18 protein-coding genes, 5 tRNA genes, 1 pseudogene and 2 riboswitches are annotated in these 18,494 nt (G+C 36.7%); of the genes and pseudogenes, 14 read left to right on the top strand and 10 right to left on the bottom strand.

What is annotated here, in order from left to right:
* Positions 1 to 16 precede the first annotated feature (16 nt).
* A riboswitch (PreQ1 riboswitch) is annotated at positions 17 to 63 on the top strand.
* A 114-nt stretch (positions 64 to 177) separates the two neighbouring features.
* The 5 genes from queF (at position 178) to PGC35_RS04850 (ending at position 3,247) form a co-directional block, all read left to right on the top strand.
* On the top strand, positions 178 to 678 hold the full coding sequence (gene queF, locus PGC35_RS04870; protein WP_375218378.1) for a preQ(1) synthase: 501 nt from the start codon (positions 178 to 180) through the stop codon (positions 676 to 678).
* Positions 679 to 705: 27 nt separating this feature from the next.
* A riboswitch (PreQ1 riboswitch) is annotated at positions 706 to 749 on the top strand.
* A gap of 54 nt (positions 750 to 803) precedes the next feature.
* Positions 804 to 1,463 (top strand): 7-cyano-7-deazaguanine synthase QueC, encoded by a 660-nt coding sequence (gene queC, locus PGC35_RS04865; RefSeq protein WP_375218377.1) that lies wholly within the window; start codon positions 804 to 806, stop codon positions 1,461 to 1,463.
* A 3-nt stretch (positions 1,464 to 1,466) separates the two neighbouring features.
* Positions 1,467 to 1,940: a 6-carboxytetrahydropterin synthase QueD gene (queD, locus tag PGC35_RS04860; RefSeq protein WP_056828768.1), complete on the top strand. Its 474-nt coding sequence runs from the start codon at positions 1,467 to 1,469 to the stop codon at positions 1,938 to 1,940.
* Positions 1,933 to 2,661, top strand: coding sequence for a 7-carboxy-7-deazaguanine synthase QueE (gene queE, locus PGC35_RS04855; protein ID WP_375218376.1), 729 nt, complete (start codon positions 1,933 to 1,935; stop codon positions 2,659 to 2,661). The genes queD and queE overlap by 8 nt, the downstream gene beginning before the upstream one ends.
* 46 nt (positions 2,662 to 2,707) lie before the next feature.
* Positions 2,708 to 3,247 carry a VUT family protein gene (locus tag PGC35_RS04850; RefSeq protein ID WP_275788808.1) on the top strand — a complete coding sequence of 180 codons (540 nt, stop codon included), beginning with the start codon at positions 2,708 to 2,710 and terminating at the stop codon, positions 3,245 to 3,247.
* Between the two features lie 248 nt (positions 3,248 to 3,495).
* Here the strand turns inward: PGC35_RS04850 and PGC35_RS04845 are convergent.
* The 5 genes from PGC35_RS04845 to PGC35_RS04825 all read right to left on the bottom strand — a co-directional run bounded on the left by PGC35_RS04845 (position 3,496) and on the right by PGC35_RS04825 (position 4,411).
* Positions 3,496 to 3,569 (bottom strand) — tRNA-Gly (locus tag PGC35_RS04845).
* Between the two features lie 7 nt (positions 3,570 to 3,576).
* Positions 3,577 to 3,652, bottom strand: a tRNA-Phe gene (locus PGC35_RS04840).
* Between the two features lie 334 nt (positions 3,653 to 3,986).
* Positions 3,987 to 4,062, bottom strand: a tRNA-Asp gene (locus PGC35_RS04835).
* Between the two features lie 3 nt (positions 4,063 to 4,065).
* A tRNA-Met gene (locus PGC35_RS04830) sits at positions 4,066 to 4,142 on the bottom strand.
* A 176-nt stretch (positions 4,143 to 4,318) separates the two neighbouring features.
* Positions 4,319 to 4,411, bottom strand: a tRNA-Ser gene (locus PGC35_RS04825).
* A gap of 116 nt (positions 4,412 to 4,527) precedes the next feature.
* On the opposite strand from PGC35_RS04825, the pseudogene PGC35_RS04820 reads away from it, so the two are divergent.
* Positions 4,528 to 4,651, top strand: a pseudogene (locus PGC35_RS04820) (transposase); the annotation flags it as partial.
* A 311-nt stretch (positions 4,652 to 4,962) separates the two neighbouring features.
* On the opposite strand, the gene PGC35_RS04815 reads toward PGC35_RS04820, so the two are convergent.
* Positions 4,963 to 5,616: a hypothetical protein gene (locus PGC35_RS04815; protein ID WP_056828760.1), complete on the bottom strand. Its 654-nt coding sequence runs from the start codon at positions 5,614 to 5,616 to the stop codon at positions 4,963 to 4,965.
* A 174-nt stretch (positions 5,617 to 5,790) separates the two neighbouring features.
* Between PGC35_RS04815 and tlp the strand changes: the two genes are divergently transcribed.
* The 5 genes from tlp to PGC35_RS04790 all read left to right on the top strand — a co-directional run bounded on the left by tlp (position 5,791) and on the right by PGC35_RS04790 (position 9,998).
* Entirely contained in the window at positions 5,791 to 6,024 is a 234-nt protein-coding gene (tlp, locus tag PGC35_RS04810) for a small acid-soluble spore protein Tlp (RefSeq protein WP_056828758.1), read from the top strand.
* 129 nt (positions 6,025 to 6,153) lie between these two features.
* Entirely contained in the window at positions 6,154 to 7,686 is a 1,533-nt protein-coding gene (locus PGC35_RS04805; RefSeq protein ID WP_275788805.1) for a DEAD/DEAH box helicase, read from the top strand.
* A gap of 35 nt (positions 7,687 to 7,721) precedes the next feature.
* Positions 7,722 to 8,501 carry a YqhG family protein gene (locus PGC35_RS04800; RefSeq protein WP_375218375.1) on the top strand — a complete coding sequence of 260 codons (780 nt, stop codon included), beginning with the start codon at positions 7,722 to 7,724 and terminating at the stop codon, positions 8,499 to 8,501.
* A gap of 174 nt (positions 8,502 to 8,675) precedes the next feature.
* Positions 8,676 to 9,275 carry a histidine phosphatase family protein gene (locus tag PGC35_RS04795; RefSeq protein WP_375218374.1) on the top strand — a complete coding sequence of 200 codons (600 nt, stop codon included), beginning with the start codon at positions 8,676 to 8,678 and terminating at the stop codon, positions 9,273 to 9,275.
* Between the two features lie 15 nt (positions 9,276 to 9,290).
* A complete protein-coding gene (locus PGC35_RS04790) occupies positions 9,291 to 9,998 on the top strand; it encodes an alpha/beta fold hydrolase (RefSeq protein ID WP_375218373.1) in 708 nt (235 codons plus the stop codon).
* A gap of 123 nt (positions 9,999 to 10,121) precedes the next feature.
* Here PGC35_RS04790 and PGC35_RS04785 read toward each other — a convergent pair whose 3' ends face one another.
* The 4 genes from PGC35_RS04785 to PGC35_RS04770 all read right to left on the bottom strand — a co-directional run bounded on the left by PGC35_RS04785 (position 10,122) and on the right by PGC35_RS04770 (position 15,295).
* The gene (locus PGC35_RS04785) at positions 10,122 to 11,297 is read right to left on the bottom strand and encodes an iron-containing alcohol dehydrogenase (RefSeq protein ID WP_375218372.1); all 1,176 of its coding nucleotides are present in this window, start codon (positions 11,295 to 11,297) and stop codon (positions 10,122 to 10,124) included.
* 11 nt (positions 11,298 to 11,308) lie between these two features.
* A complete protein-coding gene (locus PGC35_RS04780; protein WP_375218371.1) occupies positions 11,309 to 12,730 on the bottom strand; it encodes an aldehyde dehydrogenase family protein in 1,422 nt (473 codons plus the stop codon).
* Positions 12,731 to 12,751: 21 nt separating this feature from the next.
* The gene (locus PGC35_RS04775) at positions 12,752 to 14,137 is read right to left on the bottom strand and encodes a hypothetical protein (RefSeq protein WP_275788792.1); all 1,386 of its coding nucleotides are present in this window, start codon (positions 14,135 to 14,137) and stop codon (positions 12,752 to 12,754) included.
* 165 nt (positions 14,138 to 14,302) lie between these two features.
* Complete coding sequence (locus tag PGC35_RS04770) at positions 14,303 to 15,295, bottom strand: LacI family DNA-binding transcriptional regulator (protein ID WP_056828746.1); 993 nt, start codon at positions 15,293 to 15,295, stop codon at positions 14,303 to 14,305.
* A 153-nt stretch (positions 15,296 to 15,448) separates the two neighbouring features.
* On the opposite strand from PGC35_RS04770, the gene PGC35_RS04765 reads away from it, so the two are divergent.
* The 3 genes from PGC35_RS04765 (at position 15,449) to PGC35_RS04755 (ending at position 18,402) form a co-directional block, all read left to right on the top strand.
* Entirely contained in the window at positions 15,449 to 16,438 is a 990-nt protein-coding gene (locus tag PGC35_RS04765; protein ID WP_375218370.1) for a macro domain-containing protein, read from the top strand.
* 81 nt (positions 16,439 to 16,519) lie between these two features.
* A complete protein-coding gene (locus PGC35_RS04760; RefSeq protein WP_375218369.1) occupies positions 16,520 to 17,164 on the top strand; it encodes a vWA domain-containing protein in 645 nt (214 codons plus the stop codon).
* Between the two features lie 371 nt (positions 17,165 to 17,535).
* Positions 17,536 to 18,402 carry a helix-turn-helix domain-containing protein gene (locus PGC35_RS04755; protein WP_275788785.1) on the top strand — a complete coding sequence of 289 codons (867 nt, stop codon included), beginning with the start codon at positions 17,536 to 17,538 and terminating at the stop codon, positions 18,400 to 18,402.
* Positions 18,403 to 18,494: the final 92 nt, after the last annotated feature.

The following is an 18,494-nucleotide window of genomic DNA, read 5'->3' as shown; positions in this document are numbered from 1 at the left end:
AGGTACCCGAACTTGATCGGGAGAGGTTCATAGCTGATACCCTCTATAAAAAACTATGGATACATGACTTTTCGCCATGTCCATATTTGGGCATGGCTTTTTTGTTTTTTTATCCTATATGTTTGCAATAGAATGTTAGAGATCCTCTATAAAAAGTTGTATTAGGAGGTTTTTATTATGTCTGGCAGAAGCCAAGAAGAAGGTTTAAAAGATTTAACATTGTTAGGTAATCAAGGCACACAATATTCATTCCAATATGCACCGGAAGTATTGGAATCCGTTGATAGTTTACATTCCAATCGTGATTATTTTGTAAAATTTAATTGCCCAGAGTTCACTAGTTTATGCCCTATTACAAATCAGCCGGATTTTGCGACAATGTATATTTCATACGTACCGGATAAAAAGATTGTGGAAAGTAAGTCACTAAAATTATATTTATTTAGTTTTAGAAACCATGGTGATTTTCATGAAGATTGCGTCAACATCATTATGAACGATTTAATTAAATTACTTGATCCTAGGTATATTGAAGTTTGGGGAAAATTCACACCTCGTGGGGGAATCTCGATTGATCCATGGTGCAACTATGGGAAACCGGGTACCAAATACGAAGAGATGGCAAATTATCGTTTGATGAACCATGATTTGTACCCAGAAAAAATAGATAATCGATAAACGAGGAATTGTATAGTCCTCCATATGAAGGAAGAGGTTTTTAGCTACCCTCTTTAAAAAACTAAGAAGAAAACAGCATTCTTTTTAGGGTGCTGTTTTTTCGTTAAAAGGGAGTTTTACAGAAGATGATGCATGAAAAAGCAATCATTGTGTTTAGTGGAGGTCAGGACAGTACCACTTGTCTGTTCTGGGCAAAAGAACGTTTTAAAGACATTGAAGCAGTGACTTTTGATTATGGACAGAGGCATAGTTTGGAAATAGAATGTGCAAAGGAGATAGCAAAGGATCTTGGTATCAAGCACCACATTCTTGATATGTCGCTCTTAAATCAGCTTGCTCCAAATGCTTTGACTCGAGATGACATTAAGGTAGAAGACGGAGATAAAGGGGAGCTGCCATCCACTTTTGTGCCCGGTCGAAATCTACTCTTCCTTTCATTTGCCGGAGTATTAGCAAGCCAAGTAGGAGCGAAGCATATCGTGACTGGGGTTTGTGAAACAGATTTTAGCGGATATCCTGATTGCCGAGATATTTTTATTAAATCCTTGAACGTATCGTTGAATTTATCGATGGATGCATCTTTTGTAATTGATACACCTTTGATGTGGTTGAACAAGGCACAGACATGGGAGCTTGCGGATCAGCTGGGGGCACTTGAGTTTGTTAGGGAAAGAACGCTAACATGCTATAACGGTATAAAAGCAGATGGCTGTGGTGAATGCCCGGCGTGTAAGCTGCGAAAAAAAGGGCTTGATGAGTATTTAAGCTTAAAAAAGGAGTCCTAAGGCATGTCTAATTTTAGAATTGTCGATAGGCTCCAAAAAATAAATGAAGATATCCAAATGAGCCAATTAAAGTATCATTCAAAGCGTGTTCTCGTAAGTAAAGAATTTACCTTCGATGCTGCCCATCATTTACATAACTATGAGGGGAAATGTAAAAATCTACATGGCCATACATATCGAGCTGTTTTAGGGGTAAGTGGATACACGGATGATCGCGGCTTGATGATTGATTTTGGCGATATAAAAGAAATATGGAAGCAAAAAATAGAGATTGATTTGGATCATCGTTATTTGAATGAGACTCTTCCTTCGATGAATACGACAGCAGAGAACATCGTTGTTTGGATTTACGAAAAGCTGGCTGAAGCACTGTTTGATGTAGAGCGATACAATGGTGCGCGTGTAGAATTTATCAGATTGTATGAAACTCCGACAAGCTATGCTGAAGTGAGACGGGAGTGGATGGAAGTTGAGTAAGGTACCTGTTATGGAGATTTTTGGACCAACTATTCAAGGTGAAGGAATGGTAGTGGGACAGAAGTCCATGTTTGTACGGACTGCCGGATGTGACTATTCCTGTTCCTGGTGTGATTCATCTTTTACGTGGGATGGAAGCGGCAAACATCTTATTGTCCAAATGACAGCAGATGAGATTTGGTCAGAATTGAAACGTCTTGGGAGTAGTGGTTTTTCATTTGTCACGATTTCGGGAGGAAACCCAGCACTCCTTCGTAACTTGGATGCACTCATTGCTCTATTAAAAGAAAACGACATAAAAATTGGAGTAGAGACACAGGGAAGCAGATGGCAGGAATGGTTATACGAAATCGATGAACTGACGATTTCACCAAAACCGCCAAGCTCTGGAATGACTACGGACTTTTCGGTGCTCTCGGATATCATTGGAAAACTTAAAATTCGAAATAGCGAGCAGCATATATCGCTTAAAATAGTCGTTTTCAATCAAGAGGATTATGAATATGCCAAGCAAGTTCACCGTCGATACCCGACGATTCCTTTTTACCTACAAGTAGGAAATGACGATATCACAACGACTGATAACCCTCGACTAATCAGCCATTTATTAGAGAAGTACCAAGCTCTGATTGATAGGGTGATAGCAGATGCGGAATTAAAAGACGTCAAAGTTCTGCCACAGTTACATGCTCTTGTATGGGGAAATAAAAGAGGGGTATAGTGGGCGGCAAAAAAACTGTATTAAAATTAACTTGAGGAGTAACATCATGAGAATATTATTCTATTTATTATCTATTGTCACAGCTAACGTGGTAACGGCAGCTTTTGCACCATTACAATTTGGGATGTTTATCGTTCCTATGGGAACTCTATTAATTGGAGCAACCTTCATTTTCCGAGATCTTGTGCAAAATAAATATGGTAGAGCAAAGACGTATTTATTTATTTTTATAGCTTTAGCATTATCCGCAATAGTTTCATTCATACTTGGTGATACACTATTGATTGTGGTAGCATCGGCACTTTCATTTGTTGTCGCTGAAACAGCTGATACAGAGATTTACTCTCGGTTGAAACTACCAATGGCTTGGCGTGTGTTCTATAGCGGAATCGTTGGTGGGTTTCTAGATTCTGTCATTTTCGTTATTATTGGCCTGAGTCCACTAGGGGCTAATATACTTCCTTGGGAAGCCGTACCAGCCGCTATTTTGGGCCAAATTATCGTGAAGACTATTATTCAAATGTTAGGTGCACTAATTTTGAATCAAGTTTATGTAAGCAAGGAAAAAAGTATCCCTTCAAAATAATTATTTTAAATAAAGTCCTCCATTAGAAGGGAGTATACAATAGTTGATTTTCGTTTCATACCGGCGGAAAGCGTCCGCCTTGAACGGAAATCAACGGGGCACATACTTGCTAAGAGATAACTTGGAGAGTGTGTGCCCTCCCATTAGAAGGACTATTTTATAACTATAAAAAATAACCCATCCTTGATTAATTCTCGGATGGGTTATTATATGTATTTTTTATTCACTATTTTCAAAGATAATAATATTGGAGCGGGTGAAGAGAATCGAACTCTCATCATCAGCTTGGAAGGCTGAGGTTTTACCACTAAACTACACCCGCGTAATTATGGTGGCTCAGGACGGAATCGAACCGCCGACACAAGGATTTTCAGTCCTTTGCTCTACCGACTGAGCTACTGAGCCTCTTCGATTTGCACTAAGCTACGTATCTCTTCGTCAGCTTCATTCGTTCAGTCAGTTACGTACTTTAGTACGCGCCTTTCTTCACTCAATTGCTTCCTCGAGCTACTTGCTTATTCCAAATCTCTAATCGATTTACGCTAAGCTGCGCAACTCTTTGTCAGCTTCACTCACTCATTCAGTCACATACTTTAGTACGCTCCTTCTTTCGTTCGATTGCTTCCTCGATTTGCTTGCTTATCCTAAATCTCTATTAAGTTTGTACTAAGCTTCAATTTAATATGTACAAAGCTACAGATATCTCTGTTTGCTTCTATGAATCTTATAATAAATTAAATGGCGGTCCCGACCGGGATCGAACCGGCGATCTCCTGCGTGACAGGCAGGCATGTTAACCGCTACACCACGGGACCATTTGGTTGCGGGGACAGGATTTGAACCTGTGACCTTCGGGTTATGAGCCCGACGAGCTACCGAACTGCTCCACCCCGCGATAATAATATACTTGCTATCCTTACTAATACTACGCCTGAAGAAAGTAGGACACCTGCTTCGACTTCGTCTGCATCGGTGTTAATCGACATCTTCGTGTGACGATTTGCTCCACCCCGCGACAATAGTATGCTTACTTATTAAAGTATACCACAAATACTAATAATAAGTTAAAAATGGAGGAGGAAGAGGGATTCGAACCCCCGCGCGGTTTGACCCGCCTGTCGGTTTTCAAGACCGATCCCTTCAGCCAGACTTGGGTATTCCTCCGTATTAATGTCGGTAAGTATTACTATCAATTATTAGCGACATATTATATTATAATTTATTTTTCCTAATAAAAGCAATGTTTTTTTAAAATAAATACAAAAGAGAAAACTAATTGCTTTATTCCATATACATTTGGCATCCATTCGATGCGCCAAACAATAAAAGAGAATCGAAACGAATATGGCGTATCGCTGGTTTTTAGGATTTGGTTTTCATACTGAAATACCGCAATTTACCTCTTAGAAGATTTAGAAACTCAACACTTTTTAAATTAGCCAACACTAGTCGATTGGAGTGGAAGGCGCGAAGACTCTTACGGGAACAGCGCGAGCCGAAGCACCCGGACTGAGCGTAGCGAAATTAATTTTTGCGACGAGCTTGCGCAGGAGCAAGGGAGAAGGCTGAGGCCGTGCCCGTGGAAAGCGTAGCGCCTGAAACGGAAATCGACGATTTCTTACTATGTATTGTAAATAAAAAAACTATAGACAGTTTCAAATTTCTTTGAGTTTGTCTACAGTCTGAGGCAACTCTATAAAGAGATGCCCTTAAGTTTATTCGTTAATAATTTCTTCATATCCAACCATTTTATCCAAGTGGCTGGCAATCATAGCAATAATCGTGCTGCCCTCTTCTTTTTTAAATGTAAAGTTACTTTCGTCTTCAAAGAACTCAGAGTCTTCAGTCCAGATTCGGTTAACTCTTCGCAAAACACCATCACCGTTAGCGCTGTCTATACCAAATTGATAAGTAACTTCAATCTTATCCTCAATTTGGAAAGCAGTAACTTCTGGAGTTTCCCATTCAACGTCAATTTCTTCAAGAGTAATTTCACCATCAAGCACTTCGTATTCCTCTTCCAAATCAAAATCCTCATCGTCATCGTCATAGTCATCATCGTCTATAAATTCATGAAAGCTTTCATGAACGGCTTCAATTATATCCGTAATGTCATCTAAAATAATTCTTGTTGGTTGTTGGATTGTTGTATCAAAACTTTCTTCGTAAAATTCTTCATTATGAGGGTCGAAAAGCAGAGTATAGAAATATTCTCTTTCATCCTTATCTGTTTCGACAAAAAATTCAATTCGTGGATGTTTGGAAGCCTGATTTACACTCATATGTCCATTTTTGTCATATTCCTCACAAATGGATTCCAATTGTTCCTGAAGCTCACTAGTTACTCTGTTAAACCATTCCATCGACATGTCGTCTTCGCCTCTTTTTCTAGTATTTTTCCTCTTCTATCTTCTCCCAAATTGTTAATTTAATTCATTTTATTTATAACCAATTTTTTGTATTAATTATGTTACTGAATAGTTTTAGTAGGATTGGGGACGATAATTTTTGTATGACCTTATTAAAAAGAAGGAGGAACTAAAATGAGTAAAAACATTCCAAAGCCAGATGATCGTTCAGATAATGTAGAAAAGCTTCAAGATATGGTGAAAAATACAAAAGATAATATGGAAGCAGCTGAAGAATTAATGCCATATCTTGATGGCAATGAACGAGAGGCAATTAAACAGAAGAATGCACGACGTGAAGAGAGTCTTGAAGGTTTTCGAAAAGAAATTTTAGATGAAGCTCAAGCACGAAAAAACGGTTATTCATAATATTAGTAAAAAGATGGGGAGAAATTCTCCATCTTTTTTAATTCTCGAAGTTATTTCACTTTAAAAAACATAGGTACTTCTTTTTTGGACAATCTAACAGAAAGAAGAAAGTTACATGAGGTGATATTCATGATAATAGAAAGGTCGTCTGAGTGGAAAGAAGGCTTTATAGATAGATTGGAAAATCGTGAAGCTTGGGATAATTGGACATTATACAATATGAGTTACGAAGTGATGAAGGCTAATCTGATTACAGATTTTTTAGGTCTTCAATCTCCTAAGTACTTACCTAATTTAACACCCCTTAATCATCAATTAGATGTTGCGGAAACGGTCATCGAAAGGATGAATGGAAAAGCGATTCTTGCAGACGAGGTGGGACTTGGTAAAACCATTGAAGCGGGTTTGATATTAAAAGAGTATCTTATACGGGGACTTGTAAAAAAAGCGTTGATCTTAGCTCCAGCGTCACTTATTAATCAATGGATTGAAGAGTTAAATTATAAATTTTACATCCCCGCTATTGCTTATAAAAAAAATTATTCATTAGATCATTATGAAGTAGTGGTAATGAGTATGGATACCGCCAAGAAAAGCCCACATAAAGAACTTATCTATGAGCAGGATTATGACATGATTATTATTGATGAGGCGCACAAATTAAAAAACCATAAAACAAAAATTTACGAATTTGTCCAAGGTTTAAAGAAAAAATTCTGCTTATTGTTAACTGCTACACCAATTCAAAATGATATCTTTGAACTTTTTTATCTTATTTCTTTACTGAAACCAGGACATCTTGGTAATTATGAGACCTTTCAATCGGAGTTCTCTGCGAGCAAACATAACTTAGAGCACGATGAATATTTAAGAGAATTGGTCAATCAAGTTATGGTGCGAAATAGAAGACATGATACGGGAATTGAATGGACAAATCGAAAAGTTGAAATTATTCCTATTCAGTTTTCCAAAGAAGAAAAAGAAGTGTACGACATGATTTTAGAGCTTAAAAATATTTCGCCAATTTTTTCAGGTGCTTTTTCTATGATCACGCTGCAAAAGGAAATGTGTAGCAGTAAGGAAGCAACCTATTTGACGTTAAATAAAATGCTTCAAAAATGTACGGAACCAGAAGAGATTAGTTATATAGAAGAAATCATTCAAAAACTTAGTGCATTGGAAATAAATTCGAAAGCAGAAAAGGTGTATGAAATCATTTCAAAGGCAAATGATAAGGTCATCGTCTTTACAGAATATAGAGCGAGCCAGGTTTATCTACAATGGTACTTACAATCTAAAGGCATTACAAGCGTTCCCTTTAACGGAAAGTTTAACAAATCGAAGCGAGATTGGATGAAGCATTTATTTAAAGAAAAAGCACAAGTATTGATTGCGACGGAATCTGGAGGAGAAGGTATTAACCTACAGTTCTGTCACCATGTCATCAATTATGATCTTCCCTGGAACCCGATGAAGTTAGAGCAGCGAATTGGGCGTGTCCATCGTTTAGGGCAGGAACACGACGTCCATATATATAACTTAGCCATCGATAACACGATTGAGAAGAATATATTAGATTTGTTGTATGTAAAAATTGATGTATTTGAAAAAGCCGTAGGTGAGTTAGATGACATTTTATCTACTTTTAAAAAAACCATATAAGCTGATTCTTGATAAGGAAGGAGGGGAGGATGTGTATGTACCCACAAGAAGTTCACCGTTATTTACAGAAATTTTTTACGGAAAATAACTGTCAAATCATCCAAAACCATGATTATTACATGACGGTCCAATTAACGGTAGATATGGATAAAAAAATTATGAATCGCCCCTATTATTGGCAATACCTAGAAAGTACAAACGGGGTGCCATGTCCAGCTCAACTAACCTTAATTACAGATCAAAATAAGCTTGTTGAAAAGATTAAAGGGGAGGTTGTCCACTTTGGTTCTCCCAGACTAAATCAAATTTTTCAAACAACCAGACGGATGGGTTCATTTGTGCATATGTATGAGAAAATAGATAACACAGAGGCAAGAACGATATTAACTCCTTGGTTAGGAGTAAATTATAAAATATCGTATTACTGTGATCAAACGAAGGAAATGCTTCATTCTTTAGGCATAAACTTGATGACCGGTAGTATTATCGATCATTTTCAGGAATCGCTAACAGGACTTGAATTAGAAACAACTTCGTCTCAAAATACATTTAACCTACCTTATATTATCAAACCACTCCGTGCACTTGAACGATTAGAAGAGATTATTGATCATCTCATACAACAGGATGATCACACTTGGGCGGAAGAAGCGAAACAAAGATGGCAAAAGGACTTGGAAGTACTAGAATATTTCTATGAAGGGGTTAACGTTAAACCAGAATGTTATGAGATGGAGAAAAAAGCACTACAAGAACAATACGAGCCTAGGATAAAAATAGAAATTATTAATGGCGGATTATTTTACGTTAAATAAATTTCATACAACATATTAAGGCCGTTTGATAATCATATCAAACGGTCATTTATATGAGAAACTAGATTATTTTTTAACAAGTATTGGAATTAAATTAGGGCTAGCGTATAATTTTATTATATATTATTTAGAAGAGTCGCTAGTGAAGTTGGCACTTACTCAGGAGTGGAATACTTGGAATTACTAATAATAAGGCACGGCCAATCAGAAGCAGACTTGTTAGGTGTGCATGAGGGAAGAGCGGATTTTTCTTTAACCGAGCTAGGAGAGAAACAAGCAAAGAAAATGGCCGCTTTTGTAGCAACACACTTTCCTCCAGACATTATCTTATCAAGCCCATTAAAAAGAGCGAAAAGCACAGCCTTAACACTTCAAGAAGAAGTAGGATGTGTATTAATCGAGGATAAAGACTTAATGGAATTTAATAATGGTGTACTTGCTGGACTTTCAAGAGAAGTGGCTGCTATTAAATATCCCTTACCTCCCAATGGAAGACCTGCTCATATTCCGATTGAGAATGGAGAATCAGAGTTGGAATTTCGTTTTCGAGCAGAAAGGATATTTCATAAAATAACAAATGTATACCAAGAGTACAAGCGGGTGGCGATTGTCTCTCATGGTGGACTAATCTCCCAATTTCTTAAAGCATTTCTTCAGCAGTCAAATACCAGTAATTTTGTATATGCTACTGGAGATACGGGTATACATTTATTGGAGATTAAAGAGAATGTGAGAGTTATTAGATTTTTAAATAATCAGGCGCACTTAAGTTAAATTAGGGGTGGGAAAGTGATACTACATACACATACTAGAGGTAATGGGGAACCAATCGTGTTTTTACATACTGGTCTACAGACAGGATTGACAGACTTTGAGTCTCAAAGAGAGTATTTCAGTAAAGATTTTCAAGTTTTATCACCGGATTTAAGAGGACACGGGCAATCTATTTCGAATGATATACAAAATTTTTTCGAGGATTCTGCGAGAGATCTATTCGAAACGATTGAACATTATAAACTAAAAGCTATCCATTTAGTAGGATGTTCATTGGGGGCTTTAGTTGCTATTAAGTTTGCTCAGCTATATCCTGAGAGACTTTACACATTAACTGTTTCGGGAATTACTCCAGTGAAACCGGATAATTGGATAGAGCTTCATAAAGAAGATGTGGATTCTCAAAAGAATGTAATGAAGAGCGAAGAAGCAAATAATTATTTTAACCAATTATATTCTTCCGACTGGAAACAATTCATTTTAAAGGGGAGAAATGAAGGTTGGTATCCATTCGATGATGTTAAATCAATGCACGAATTTGATTTTCCGGTCCTATTCATCGTTGGAGAAAGAAACCCACACGAAACGGTTGGTGCAACAATATATCCAAAAGCTAATAAAAATGTACATGTGGCAATCGTTCCCTTTGCGGGCCATTTGGTGCAAACAGAACAACCAGAAATATACACTAGAATAGTAGAAGAATTTATAAAACAAACATAACTATTAGGAGACTGTAGGTAATAGTAGCTCCTCCAACGGATACTATTCCATCTATACAAAAGCAATAACAGTCTCGAAAATAATAAAAAACCTGGAGCAGCAATTAGCGCTCCAGGTTTTTTATTATTTCTCTACAACTACCCCATCAAAAGCTGCTTTATATATCGTATAAATGTCTTCTTTTAATAAAGGCATTGGGCTACGAGCAAGGATGCGTTTTTGCTCGACGGCATCGTTAGTTAAGCTATCTAGTGCATCTTCTGTAATGTTAAAGCCTTTTAAAGTAGATGGAATGTTCACATCTTCTACAAGACGTTTCAACTCCGCTACACATTTATAAGATGCTTCTTCTTGAGATAGATTTGTAGAGCTAAAGCCCATCGCTTCAAATATATCTTTCATTCGTTTTTCACAGCTTTGGCGAATATAGCCCATTACATATGGAAGTAAAACGGCATTTGAGTCCCCATGTGCAACATGGAATTGTCCGCCGATTGGATAGGCTAATGCATGAACACCCGCAACACCTGCGTTGAAGAAAGCGAGACCTGCTAAGTAACTTCCATAGCTCATATCAGTTCGAGCTTGCTTGTCCTCGCCGTTTGATACAGCAGTTCTAATTGAGTTACTGATTAAACGAATTGCTTGTAGAGCCAATGCATCCGAGATAGGACTAGCGTTTTTAGAAATATACGCTTCTACTGCATGTGTTAATGCATCTACTCCAGTTGCAGCAGTAACTTTTGGTGGTAAAGAAATAGTTAAAGCAGGATCGACAATTGCCACGTCTGCTAACAAATAGTCGTGTGTTACTACGTCTTTTGTAGTTTCCAAAGATAGAACAGAAATATTAGTCACTTCTGAACCAGTCCCCGATGTAGTAGGGATTAAGATAGAAGGGAGCCCTTTTTTTGTCACTTTTTTTGTGCCAGTCAAATTTAAATAATCTGCAACGTTCCCGTCATGTGCTGCTAACACACCTGCAAGCTTTGTTAAGTCTAGTGCGCTTCCGCCGCCAATTCCGATAACCATATCAAATTCATTGTCACGAGTGTAAGCGACTAATTTTTCACCAATAGCTAAAGGTGGTTCTGGTACAACCTCTGTGTAGATTTCCATCACGTAACCTGCTTCTTCAAGTGGAGAAACTACTTGATTAGTTAAGCCGATCTCCTTTAAAAAAGGGTCCGTAATAACGAGAATTTTTTTTGAATTAAAGCGATTTACTTCTTCTAATAGATAAGAAAGTGAACCCCATCCAGTATAACTAACTGGAGGTAATGTAATTTTTTCAGACATATTAACACTCCTTATTGTTGATTCCAAACTACTAGTTTGGTTTCTGTCATTTCATGAATCGCATACTTTAAGCCCTCTTTACCTGTACCGCTTTCTTTTACTCCGCCATAAGGCATTTGGTCGATACGGTACGTTGGGATATCGTTAATCATTACACCTCCAACTTCTAATTCTTTAGAAGCTTTAAAGGCTGTTTGGATATCGTTCGTAAAAATACCAGCTTGTAGGCCATAGTTTGAGTCGTTGATAGCGTGAATACCTTCTTCAATAGAAGAGATTCGGTTTACAACAACGATTGGTGCAAAGACTTCCTGACAGGAAACTTTTGAAGTGGGGGATACATTTGTTAAAATGGTTGGCATGAAAACACCATTTTCAGTAGTGCCTCCCGCAATTATTTCCGCGCCATGCTCTACTGCTTCCTGTACCCAGCTCAATGCTCTTTCCTGCTCACCTGGATTGATCATGGCAGCTATGTCTGTTGTTTCTTCTAGCGGATTTCCAATCACAAGTTCTTTTGTAGATGATGAAAATTGTTGGATAAATTCTTCGAATAATTCATCCATTACATACGTGCGTTGCAAGGAAATACATACTTGCCCTTGGTTTGAAAATGCGCCCATGACACATTTTGGTACGATCTGCGATAAATCCACGTTCTTGTCTATGATCAATCCTGCGTTGGAACCTAGTTCGAGTGCTACTTTTTTCAATCCTGCTTTATCACGGATACCTTTTCCGACTGCAGGGCTACCTGTAAATGTAATCATTTTCACTTTGTCACTTTCCACTAGTGCGTCTCCAACTGTTTTACCACCACCTGTTACGACGTTGAAGGCACCTTTAGGTAAAGCTGTTTGGTCAATCAATTCAGCTAAAAATAGAGCAGAAAGGGGAGTTTGTGATGCTGGCTTTAGGACAATTGTATTGCCAGCAGCAATTGCAGGTCCTACTTTATGTGCTACTAAGTTTTGTGGGAAATTGAAAGGTGTAATGGCACCGATCACTCCAATTGGCTGTTCAATTGTGTAGCCAAAACGATTTACACCATTTTTTGCAGCATCCATCGGAATCAATTCACCAGTTAATCGTTTTGCTTCTTCAGCTGCAAATTTATAAGTTTCAATTGTGCGGTCAATCTCCGCTAATGCATATTTCATTGGCTTCGCCGCTTCAAAAGAAATAATCTCAGCTGCTTTTTTGCGGTTATCAATAAACAATTGTGTAATATGCTCTAAAATTGCAGCACGTTCGTAAGCAGTAAGTTCAGCCATTTGTTTTCTGGCATCGTATGCAAAGTCGATTGCTTGTTCTACTTCTTCACGTGTTGCTTGTGGTATTTGTGCAATCACTTCTTTAGTATGTGGGGAGTGGAGGTCAGCTAGTTTTTCTGAAGACTTCCATTCACCATTTACGTAAAATTGCTTTTCCATCAAATAATCATCCTCTCGTATTTAACTCATGTCTTCTTCGGTTATTTTATCTTTTATAAATGTATCGTCTACTTCACCTTTGAAGAAGTCTTTACCATAGATTAAAAAGCAAAGTAACAACCCTACTGCGAATCCCCATGCAGCTCCTTTAATACAAAGAACTGCACCGATAATACCAGCAATCCCTAAATCACGTTGGCTCCGTGATTCAAGAATACCAACTTTCACACTTACATACCCTTGAATTAACATCGTTAAAGCTAAAGCAACGCCTAAGATCGGTTCTACTAAACTAACTATTGGTAATAAGAATAAACCTGTATTTGTACCCCAACGGAAGGAACCGACACCACCGAAGATGGAATCCATAGCTTTACGGCCTTTTTTAAATCGTTCAATCATAACTACTTGCATCGCAGACCATAATGGACCGCTCATTGTAACGTCCGGACCTAAAATACTCATTACACTGTTACGCATACCGAATATTAAATGTGCACGACTTGGGCTATATTCAACTTTTTCATCTGGACGTACTGCTGCACCATCTTCAACTAAAGCTTTTGTTTGTAAAACATCACCGAATAATACAATGTAAGCTGCAAGTACAGTAGGTAAACCAGTGATAAACATCATAAGTGGTGGGAAGCCTAACCCAAAAACAGTATATTCATTCCATAATGTGATGAAGTCTGGAGATGAGATGCCCCATTGAATTGTTGGCCAAGCTGCTTCTCCGAATAAAGGAGCAATAACAACTGCTATAATAATCACTGGGAAAATACCTAGTTTAGCAATCGTTCCCCAAAATGGATTGCGATTCTGGAATGTTGCAAAGTGTTTTGAAAATAAAAGATAGAATCCGATACCTATTGCAATTGTAATTGTCCATGGAAAATCATCGAATTTCCCACCGATTTGAAAAACAGAGATGATAGCTGCAAATCCTGCGCCAAGAATAACACCAGATTTCATCGCTGCTGGAATTAATTGTACGACTCTTGAAGCCAAACCGGTTGCGCCTAAGAAAAGAGAAAGAATCCCGAGCGTCATCTGGAAAGCTATCAGCGAATGTACTCGTTCAGGTCCTTCAGGGAACTGTTGGCAATATAACATGATTAATGGAATTGCCGGTGTAATCCATCCTGGAACAGCCGGGTCTCCAAGTAAATGATGCAGTAAATAGAAAAGACCATTTAGTACTATAATTGCTAAAGCTACTTCAAATGGCATTCCTAATAATTCAATTAATAGTGGAATGGCAGATAAATCAACTGCACACATAAGTAACCCTTGAACATAGTCAGGCCATTCAAAACGATAATGAATAAAAGGTAAACGTATTTTAAAAGGTCCTGCTGGTATGTATGGAGATTCTTCCCCAAACTTTCTGTCTTTCCATTTCATAAAAAAATTCCTCCCCCTAACATAATGAAACCCCTTTCAAAACGATATAAATAAAAAATAATCTTACATGAATACGTAACCATTTTTAGAGAAAAATATATAGACTAAAAATGGTTACGTATTCATTTTTGAGAAAAAATAAAACAAACCCTTCAAAAGGCTGTTTTATATTTTCCGTGTTGTGTTTCTACCAAACACTTTAACAGATTCAGTAATTTGTATGCAACCATTTTTTTTATTTTCAATCATTTCTATCAATTTCTGAATAGCTATATATCCTAGATTTTGCTCAGAGACGCTACCAACCGTAGTAAGCTGAATGGACCCATGGCGACTTAAATCTACGTTATCGATTCCAATAATACTAATATCCTCTGGTACCTGTAATTTTTCCTGTATAGCGTCATCGATTAAGTTTAAAGCAATCGAATCAGCTCCGGCACAAATAGCAGAAGGGCGTTTTTTTAGTTGGAGTAACTCATGGAAAGCACGTGTAATATCTTGTTTAGACGTGTCCGTATTAATAATATATTGCTCTTGGAGTGGTACTTTACAATCTTCCATCGCTTGAAGAAATCCAAGATAACGGTTATTGAATGTGCTAACGTTCAAAGTTCCACCAACCCAAGCAATTGCTTCGTGGCCTTGTTCAATCATATGCTTTGCAGATAAATAACCAGCATGAAAATTATCAATTTCAACAAAGTATTCATTATTTTTGTGTTTTCGGTTATAGGTGATAAATGGAATGTCCATCCGCTTCAGTTTTTCAAATATTGGATCATCAATTAATATGCAGGATAAAATAACGCCGTCAACTTTATGGGCAATAGCAGTTGCGTATGCTTCGGAAAGGTTTTTGTCATTAACGAACTGTACATTCACCCGAAAACCCTTTTCATTGGCATAATTTACGATTGCTGTTGTTGTATCTACGAAAAAAGGATTATGTAGTGGACCTGATAAAAGGGCAATTGTATTGGTTTTATTTTGAACAAGAGAACGCGCATGTCCATTTGGTATGTAGTTTAACTCGTCGATTGCTTTCATTACTTTATCAAGAGTTGGTTTTTTAACAGTTTGAGGCATATTTAATACCCGAGAAACTGTCGTTTGGGATACTCCTGCGTGCTTTGCCACGTCTTTAGATGAGACCAAAACGATACCTCCTTTTTACGTTGATAATACATTATTTTATACAAAGTTGCTATATGTAAATGCTTGTATAAAAGAGAAGAGAGATTCTTTCCAACATGCTTTATATTGGCTATCATTTAAGAAAGAGCAACTTTGAGAAGGAGCGTGAAAATTTTGCCATTAGAAATCGTACGAAATGATATTACTAAAATGCCGGTAGATATTATTGTTAATGCAGCTAACGTTTCCCTTCAAATGGGTGGAGGAGTATGTGGAGCTATTTTTCAAGCAGCAGGTGCAGAGCAATTGCAAAAAGCGTGTAATGAAATTGGAGAGTGTCCTGTAGGGGAGGCAGTCATTACGGATGGCTTTCAGTTACAAGCAAAGCATATTATTCATACAGTCGGTCCAATTTGGAGGGGAGGCTCACAAAACGAGGAAGCACTACTTACAGCATGCTATGGAAATGCATTGTCTTTGGCTAAACAATACAATTGTAAATCTATCGCTTTTCCCCTCATTTCTTCTGGCATATATGGCTATCCGAAAGAACAGGCTTTACAGGTTGCCATTTCAACCATTAGTGCCTATTTGATGGAACATGAAATGTATGTGTATATGGTTGTTTTTGATAAGAGTGCATTCAGATTAAGTGGAAAATTATTTACTTCCATTCATGAATACATTGATGAATATTATGTTGAGGAACTAGGTCTACAATTTTCTCGCAATCGACAAGAAGAGCTATTTGAACTGGAGTCTCAAGTTATATTAGTGGAAGCTTCAATAAAAAAGAGGAGCTTGGAAGATGTATTTAAACATATGGAAGAAACATTTTCAGAAAGACTTTTACGTTTAATTGATGAAAAAGAGATGACAGATGTGGAGACGTATAAAAAAGCGAATATTGATCGCCGTCTTTTTTCTAAAATCCGCAATTCTGTTGATTACACTCCGCTCAAAAAAACAGTGATTGCCTTCGCTATAGCATTAGAATTAGATATTGAGGAAACAAAGGATTTGTTATCTAAAGCTGGCTACACTTTGTCACGTAGTAGTAAGTTTGATCTTATAATTGAATATTTTATAGAAGATGAGAATTATAATATTCACGAAATTAATGAGGCATTGTTTGCTTTTGATCAAGTTCTGTTAGGTGCTTAATTTGTCGCCTTGGAAGCGACCTAATTGTATGTCGGAGTTGTTATGCTGAGTTTGTAAATAAAACTTAGGAGGATGACAAATATGAAAAACAATTTAACAGAGTTAGTTTTTATTCTTGATAAAAGTGGCTCAATGGCTGGGCTAGAGGCAGATACAATTGGTGGGTATAATGCGATGCTTGCCAAGCAAAAAAAAGAAGAAGGCGAAGCAACGGTGACAACTGTATTGTTTAACCACGAATATGAATTGCTCCATGACCGTATTAATGTAGGAGGAATTTCCCCAATTACGGAAAAGGAATATGAGGTTGGTGGAACGACAGCCTTGCTTGATGCAATTGGATCTGCAATTCAAAAAATAGGGAACGCACAAAAAAGAACAATGGAAGGGGAACGCGCTGATAAAGTGTTGTTTGTAATCACGACTGATGGTATGGAAAATGCAAGTTGCGAATATACCTATGACAAGATAAAATCAATGATTGCACATCAAAAAGAAAAACATGGATGGGAATTTATTTTTCTTGGTGCAAATATTGATGCCATTTCCACTGCTGCAAAGTTCGGAATCAGGGAGGAGTTTGCTGTAGAATATCACGCGGATAATGAGGGGACTCAGTTAAATTTCCAAACACTCAATGAAGCTGTAACTTCATTCCGTAAAGGGAAAAAGATAGATCGAACTTGGAAAAAAGATATTGAAGAAGATTTTCAGCGACGCTTGTAATAAGGAGTGTTGCGGATGTTAGAAAGAAATCAGCCGTTAAGAATAGGTTGGTTTCTTTTTTTTTGTAATTTTCTTATGTAGTAACTGTAAAAGGGATATATGTAGGAATTAATGAAGGTTTCTAGATATAGTCACCATTAATTGGGGGAAACAATAAATGGTGACTTTTTTCACAATGGTTCTTTTAAAATAAATCCAACTACAGGTATAGATTTATTTCTATTTCAAAGTATTAACCACCAGAAATTAACCAAATATCTTGGATAATAATAATTAATATATCCATATAAATTACCTCCTTTTTCTAAATAATAATTCAATATTATGGTATAATTACAAAATATCAGAAAAATAATATTGGGGAGGTAAACTTGATTAATTACGGGTCTACACTTAAAAAAATACGTAAAAATAAAGGATATTCTCAAAAAGAAGTCGCTGGTAATAGTTTTGCCCAATCTACTTATTCAAATTTCGAATCAAATAAGTCGGATATCCATTCAGCTGGTTTCTTATACCTATTAAATCAACTTCAATTATCTTCTGACGAATTTGAATATATTTTTAATGAATATAAATTTGATAAAGTGACAGAGATTAAACAACAATTTTTTCGTTTGCCATATAATAATAAGCAAGAAATCAAGCATGTTATTAATTCAATAGATATGTATCTAGAAACTAATCAAAATAAGTTTTTGGAAGAATTAAAGTGTATTTGTGAGGCCTTATTAATTTTGGAGATTTCGGGTGATTTAACAAAGGCAAAAGAAAAAGTAATTACGGTATGGGAACGCCTTTCTCGTTATGACCAGTGGTATTTAATGGATATCAAAATCATTAATGTAATTTTATATTTTTTCGATGATGATGTAGCTATTCAAGTAACTGATAAGTTATTAGAAAGGCTAAAAACTTATAAGGGATTAGGAGATTCACTTAGACTCTCTTTAACACTAACGTTAAACTTATCAATGATTCTTATCAAAAATGGTAAGTATTCTGAAGCTCTAGTAAAATTAGAAAAACTATTACAACAAAATTTACATTCATTTCCCTATCAATCCTTAGCTGTATGTTTTAATAGAATTGCTATTTGCTATTCCTATTCAAATAGAGAGAAAGAAGATAATTATAAAATGAAATTATTTAATTTATTGGAAGTCTATGACGATAAACTTTTTTTAAATATGATTCAACATGAGTATGAAAAATATGCTCTACAAAAAGATTATTAGAATAGAAATTACATAGTAGATAATAAACAAACAAAAAACAGCCCTAGATTTCTCCAGGACTGTTCAGTTGTCGACAAAAGGTTTCGATAAAT

The organism is Psychrobacillus sp. PGGUH221 (assembly GCF_042055255.1).
Classification (GTDB): domain Bacteria; phylum Bacillota; class Bacilli; order Bacillales_A; family Planococcaceae; genus Psychrobacillus.
The sequence above is the reverse complement of the archived record's forward strand: the minus strand, read 5'-3'. Positions and strand labels throughout refer to the sequence as shown.

What these genes read in the sequence shown, in the direction of transcription:
- queF (WP_375218378.1), top strand. Translation starts at nt 178, where the DNA reads ATGTCTGGCAGAAGCCAAGAAGAAGGTTTAAAAGATTTAACATTGTTA.
- PGC35_RS04850 (WP_275788808.1), top strand. Translation starts at nt 2,708, where the DNA reads ATGAGAATATTATTCTATTTATTATCTATTGTCACAGCTAACGTGGTA.
- PGC35_RS04815 (WP_056828760.1), bottom strand. Translation starts at nt 5,616, where the DNA reads ATGTCGATGGAATGGTTTAACAGAGTAACTAGTGAGCTTCAGGAACAA.
- PGC35_RS04780 (WP_375218371.1), bottom strand. Translation starts at nt 12,730, where the DNA reads ATGGAAAAGCAATTTTACGTAAATGGTGAATGGAAGTCTTCAGAAAAA.
- tlp (WP_056828758.1), top strand. Translation starts at nt 5,791, where the DNA reads ATGAGTAAAAACATTCCAAAGCCAGATGATCGTTCAGATAATGTAGAA.
- PGC35_RS04760 (WP_375218369.1), top strand. Translation starts at nt 16,520, where the DNA reads ATGAAAAACAATTTAACAGAGTTAGTTTTTATTCTTGATAAAAGTGGC.
- PGC35_RS04775 (WP_275788792.1), bottom strand. Translation starts at nt 14,137, where the DNA reads ATGAAATGGAAAGACAGAAAGTTTGGGGAAGAATCTCCATACATACCA.
- queD (WP_056828768.1), top strand. Translation starts at nt 1,467, where the DNA reads ATGTCTAATTTTAGAATTGTCGATAGGCTCCAAAAAATAAATGAAGAT.
- queC (WP_375218377.1), top strand. Translation starts at nt 804, where the DNA reads ATGATGCATGAAAAAGCAATCATTGTGTTTAGTGGAGGTCAGGACAGT.
- PGC35_RS04785 (WP_375218372.1), bottom strand. Translation starts at nt 11,297, where the DNA reads ATGTCTGAAAAAATTACATTACCTCCAGTTAGTTATACTGGATGGGGT.
- PGC35_RS04800 (WP_375218375.1), top strand. Translation starts at nt 7,722, where the DNA reads ATGTACCCACAAGAAGTTCACCGTTATTTACAGAAATTTTTTACGGAA.
- PGC35_RS04805 (WP_275788805.1), top strand. Translation starts at nt 6,154, where the DNA reads ATGATAATAGAAAGGTCGTCTGAGTGGAAAGAAGGCTTTATAGATAGA.